The organism is Mycobacterium sp. E2497 (assembly GCF_001668695.1).
In the GTDB taxonomy this organism is placed as follows: Bacteria; Actinomycetota; Actinomycetes; order Mycobacteriales; family Mycobacteriaceae; genus Mycobacterium.
Genome location: NZ_LZKD01000179.1, coordinates 1 through 3524, shown reverse-complemented (window position 1 = coordinate 3524; position 3524 = coordinate 1). Strand labels below are relative to the sequence as shown.

Annotated in this window: 5 protein-coding genes and 1 pseudogene; all 6 read left to right on the top strand. The window is 71.0% G+C overall.

Annotation, left to right across the window (positions count from 1 at the left end):
• Positions 1-76 (top strand): annotated as a pseudogene (locus A5713_RS28355) (esterase); the annotation flags it as partial.
• Between the two features lie 64 nt (positions 77-140).
• Complete coding sequence (locus A5713_RS16615; RefSeq protein ID WP_067921573.1) at positions 141-443, top strand: urease subunit gamma; 303 nt, start codon at positions 141-143, stop codon at positions 441-443.
• Positions 440-751 carry an urease subunit beta gene (locus A5713_RS16610; protein ID WP_068097225.1) on the top strand — a complete coding sequence of 104 codons (312 nt, stop codon included), beginning with the start codon at positions 440-442 and terminating at the stop codon, positions 749-751. The genes A5713_RS16615 and A5713_RS16610 overlap by 4 nt, the downstream gene beginning before the upstream one ends.
• The gene (locus A5713_RS16605) at positions 751-2472 is read left to right on the top strand and encodes an urease subunit alpha (RefSeq protein ID WP_068097222.1); all 1722 of its coding nucleotides are present in this window, start codon (positions 751-753) and stop codon (positions 2470-2472) included. Before A5713_RS16610 ends, A5713_RS16605 begins: the two co-directional genes overlap by 1 nt.
• Before the next feature lie 6 nt (positions 2473-2478).
• Positions 2479-3114, top strand: coding sequence for an urease accessory protein UreF (locus A5713_RS16600; RefSeq protein ID WP_068097219.1), 636 nt, complete (start codon positions 2479-2481; stop codon positions 3112-3114).
• A 106-nt stretch (positions 3115-3220) separates the two neighbouring features.
• Positions 3221-3524: GTP-binding protein (locus A5713_RS16595; RefSeq protein ID WP_304442516.1), on the top strand; the 304-nt coding region annotated here is incomplete at its 3' end.

Sequence of the window (3524 nt, the reverse complement as noted above, 5' to 3'; positions counted from 1 at the left end):
GCTGGTCACCATCACCGACGCCGACGACCGGGTGGTCGCCCGGGGCCAGGTGCGGCTGCAGAACCTCGAGGCGTAGGCGAACCGGCGTCGAGCGCGGCCGGGCGGTCACGCCCCCGGGCGCCGTGGCAGGATTCCAGAGCGTGCTCCTGACGCCGCACGAACAAGAGCGATTGCTGTTGTCCTACGCCGCCGAACTGGCACGTCGCCGCCGTGCCCGGGGCCTGCGGCTGAATCATCCGGAGGCGGTTGCCATCATCACCGACCACATTCTCGAAGGCGCCCGCGACGGCCGCACCGTCGCCGAGCTGATGGCCAGCGGCTGCGGGGTGCTCAGCCGCGACGACGTGATGGAGGGGGTGCCGGAGATGCTGTCCGACGTGCAGGTGGAAGCGACGTTCCCCGACGGCACCAAACTGGTCACCGTCCACCACCCGATCCCATGATTCCCGGCGAAATCCTCTACGGCAGCGGCGATATCGACATCAACGCGGACGCGGAGCGGATCGAGTTGCGGATCGTCAACACCGGTGACCGGCCGGTACAGGTCGGCAGCCACGTTCACCTTCCGCAGGCCAACGCGGCGCTCTCGTTCGACCGCGCCGCCGCCCACGGCTACCGGCTGGACATTCCGGCCGCAACCGCCGTGCGATTCGAACCCGGTGTGGCCCAACAGGTCCGGCTGGTCCCACTGCGCGGCCGCCGCGAAGTGCATGGCCTGAGCCTGACCCCGCCCGGACGGCTCGACGCCTGATGTCGAGCGTGTCGCGAGAACGCTACGCCCAGCTTTTCGGCCCCACCGCCGGTGACCGGATCCGGCTGGCCGACACCGACCTTCTGGTGGAGATCACCGAAGACCGCAGCGGGGGACCGGGGCTGGCCGGTGACGAGGCGGTGTTCGGCGGCGGCAAGGTGCTGCGCGAGTCGATGGGCCAGGGACGCGCCACCCGGGCCGAGGGCGCACCCGACACGGTGATCACCGGTGCGGTCATCATCGACCACTGGGGAATCATCAAGGCCGACATTGGGATTCGTGACGGCCGCATCTCGGCGATCGGCAAGGCGGGCAACCCCGACACCATGACGGGGGTGCACCCGGACCTGGTCGTCGGGCCGTCCACCGAGGTCATCGCCGGCAATGGCCGGATCGTCACCGCGGGCGCCATCGACTGCCACGTGCACCTGATCTGCCCGCAGCTCATGGCCGAGGCGCTCGGCGCCGGGATCACCACGATCATCGGCGGCGGCACCGGGCCGGCCGAGGGCACCAAGGCCACCACCGTGACCCCGGGCGCATGGCACCTGGCCAGGATGCTGGAGGCGCTCGACGGCTGGCCGGTGAACTTCGCACTGCTGGGCAAGGGGAACACGGTCAGCGCCGAAGGGCTGTGGGAGCAATTGCGCGGCGGCGCTTCGGGGTTCAAGCTGCACGAGGACTGGGGGTCCACGCCGGCGGCGATCGACACCTGCCTCACCGTTGCCGACGCCGCCGGCGTCCAGGTGGCGCTGCACACCGACACCCTCAACGAGATGGGGTTCGTCGAAGACACCCTGGCCGCGATCGCGGGGCGGTCGATCCACACCTATCACACCGAGGGCGCCGGTGGCGGCCACGCGCCCGACATCATCACCGTCGCGGGCAAGCCCAACGTGTTGCCCAGCTCGACCAATCCGACTCGGCCGCATACGCGTAACACCCTCGACGAGCACCTGGACATGCTGATGGTCTGCCATCACCTCAATCCTCAGGTGCCCGAGGACCTGGCCTTCGCCGAGAGCCGGATCCGGCCGTCGACCATGGCGGCGGAAGACCTGCTGCACGACATCGGCGCGATCTCGATGATCGGCAGCGACTCACAGGCGATGGGCCGCATCGGGGAGGTGGTGCTGCGCACCTGGCAGACCGCGCACGTGATGAAGCGCCGCCGCGGCGCGCTGCCCGGCGACGGTGCGGCCGACAATCTGCGCGCACGACGCTACGTCGCGAAATACACCATCTGCCCGGCGATCGCCCACGGCCTCGACCACGAGGTCGGCTCCGTGGAGGTGGGCAAGCTCGCGGATCTGGTGCTGTGGGAACCCCCGTTCTTCGGGGTCCGCCCGCACGCGGTGCTCAAGGGCGGCATGCTCGCGTGGGCGGCGATGGGGGATGCCAACGCGTCGATCCCGACGCCCCAGCCGGTGCTTCCGCGCCCGATGTTCGGGGCCGCCCCGGCGGCCGCGGCCACGACGTCCGTGCATTTCGTTGCGCCGCAAGCGATCGAGGCCGGCCTGGCCGAGCGGCTCGCGGTCACCCGGCGGCTGTCCCCCGTCCGGAACACCACCGGGCTCGGCAAGGCGGACCTGCCGCTCAACGACGCGCTGCCCGACATCGAAGTGGACCCGGACACGTTCACCGTGCGGATCGACGGCGAGGTCTGGCAGGAGGACCCGCCGGCCGAATTGCCGATGGCGCAACGCTACTTCCTGTTCTGACGGCCCATGTCCGCACTCGCGACGCTGCTCGCCCTGGCCGATTCCCGACTGCCGGCCGGCGCCCACGTGCACTCGGGCGGCGTGGAGGAGGCGGTCACCAGCGGCCTGGTGACCAACCTGGATACGTTGGAAGCCTTCCTGCGCCGCCGGATTCGCACCTCCGGGCTGATCTTCGCGTCGATCGCGGCGGCGGTCCACCGCGGCGAGCTGAATCCCGATGCGGCCGACCGGGAGACCGATGCCCGCACGCCAGCCCCGGCCGCCCGGGAAGCATCGCGCAGCCAGGGCCGCGGGCTGGCGCGGCTGGCGCGGCGGGTCTGGCCGGACGCCCGCTGGGACGACCTCGGCGCCCAGCCCCACCTGCCCGTCGCGGCGGGGCGGGTGGGCGCCGTGAGCGGGCTGGTCCCCGAGCAGACCGCCCTGGCGATCACCTACACCACGATGACCGGCTCGGCGACGGCCGCCCAGCGGCTGCTTGCTCTGGACCCGGCCGAGGTTGCCGCGTGCACGTTTCGGCTGGCGGACCTGTGCGAGCGCACCGCCACCGAGGCGGCCGCCGGGCTGGCCGACTTGTCCGACCCGTTGCTCGACACGCTCGCGCAACGCCACGCTGAACGGGAACGTCCGCTCTTCGTGTCCTGAAGACTGGATGACTGATCGCACGAGGTACCTTCTTGGGCAGCGACTGCAAATTCGCGCACGGCCGGCCGGCGCGTCCGGTCTTCGGTCATGTTCTGAAAGGCCCCGCATGTCAACACATCTGCACACACACAGCCATACACACGTCGAGCGGCCGCGACGGGTCCGGCAACCGGGGGAGCCGCTGCGCATCGGCGTCGGCGGCCCGGTCGGCTCGGGCAAGACGGCGCTGGTCGCCGCGCTGTGCCGGCAGCTGCGCGACGAGCTGTCGCTGGCGGTGCTGACCAACGACATCTACACCACCGAGGACGCCGACTTCCTGCGCAGGCATGCGGTGTTGCCGGACAACCGGATCGCGGCCGTGCAAACCGGTGGGTGCCCGCACACCGCGATCCGCGACGACATCACCGCCA

Coding starts and splice junctions, on each gene's coding strand:
- A5713_RS16610 (WP_068097225.1), top strand. CDS start 440: ATGATTCCCGGCGAAATCCTCTACGGCAGCGGCGATATCGACATCAAC.
- A5713_RS16605 (WP_068097222.1), top strand. CDS start 751: ATGTCGAGCGTGTCGCGAGAACGCTACGCCCAGCTTTTCGGCCCCACC.
- A5713_RS16600 (WP_068097219.1), top strand. CDS start 2,479: ATGTCCGCACTCGCGACGCTGCTCGCCCTGGCCGATTCCCGACTGCCG.